1 protein-coding gene is annotated in these 1,239 nt (G+C 43.7%); it reads left to right on the top strand.

From position 1 onward, the window contains the following. Positions 1-356: 356 nt before the first annotated feature. On the top strand, positions 357-794 hold the full coding sequence (locus tag Q3O12_RS10715) for a VapD (RefSeq protein WP_301668565.1): 438 nt from the start codon (positions 357-359) through the stop codon (positions 792-794). Positions 795-1,239: the final 445 nt, after the last annotated feature.

The following is a 1,239-nucleotide window of genomic DNA, read 5'->3' as shown; positions in this document are numbered from 1 at the left end:
TTCATTTTCCCGGCGAGATCGGAAATGGCAGCGGTACTTTGGCCGCCGATATGCTTAAGTTCAGTAACCTTACGCCACCGAAACCCTTGCTAGCTAAGGGTTAAACAGCTCACTTGAAATCTACTTAAGTCTAATCTAAACTATCCAATATGGATAGATTTTTAAACATAGGGAAAGCAGTGAAATTATTGTAGCTGAAAGCACAATCACTCGCTGGTGGTCTCAAACACGTGCCGACTACCTCGCCGAAAACACTATCAGCCGCGATAAACCGTGGGAAAAGCTCGGTATCATGCGCCGCACTTGGTATTATCGCGGGAAACCGATGCCGTCTGAAACGTAACAGGAGAAAAATAATGAGCCGTTACCTGATTACCTTTGACATGGATACCAACTGTCTGAAAAACAATTACCACGGAAATAGTTATAACAATGCCTATGCGGATATTAAACACATCTTGGCTAGACATGGATTTGAAAAGATTCAGCGCAGTGTTTATCTAGGCCGTGAAGGCATCAGTGAAGCACACGGAACAATAGCCATTCAGGAACTGACCGCTCGGTTTGATTGGTTTTACTCCTGTATTTCAAACATTAAGTTTTACCGCATTGAAGGCGATTTGAACGCACAATTTATCGCTGATGGTGTGTATCAAGCCAAACAGGCTTTCCTTCAACGTGTTGAACAACTTCGTATATCCCTAACAGAAGCTGGATTGTCTGATGAGCAAATCAATCAGGTTCTGGAAAAACAGAAATTTGAATTGGAAAGTCCTAACCTGAAATTAAATTAACCTCCTTTGCTCTCCAACATCCGCCGCAGTTCTGTCAGTTTTTGGCGCGCTGCGGCGTTCTCTGTGCGTTTTAGGGCTTCGGGTAGGGAGTGAGTTCGATTTGAGCAAGCATCATTTTATCTCCTGTTGTACGGTTTCAGACGGCATTGGTTTGCCACGTTTGTATCACGTGGCGCGGGAAATGCCGAGACTCTCCCACGATTTATCGCGGCTGCAATTTTTCAGTCATCATAAGCTCCTAAAATAAGTTTGCTTTTTTTGTACTAATTACTGCTTGGATAGTTTAGATTAGACTCAAGTAGATTTCGAGTGAGCTGTTTCACACCCTGCCAGTTAATGGTTTACGTAACTTAAGGGTACTGGATTTACGCACTAAGGTTACTGAACTTAAGCATATCGGCGGCCAAAGTACCGCTGCCATTTCCGATCTCGCCGGGAAAATGAA

This window comes from Neisseria benedictiae (assembly GCF_958267435.1).
In the GTDB taxonomy this organism is placed as follows: domain Bacteria; phylum Pseudomonadota; class Gammaproteobacteria; order Burkholderiales; family Neisseriaceae; genus Neisseria; species Neisseria bergeri.
This window is presented reverse-complemented; position numbering and strand designations above follow the sequence as displayed.

What these genes read in the sequence shown, in the direction of transcription:
- Q3O12_RS10715 (WP_301668565.1), top strand. Translation starts at nt 357, where the DNA reads ATGAGCCGTTACCTGATTACCTTTGACATGGATACCAACTGTCTGAAA.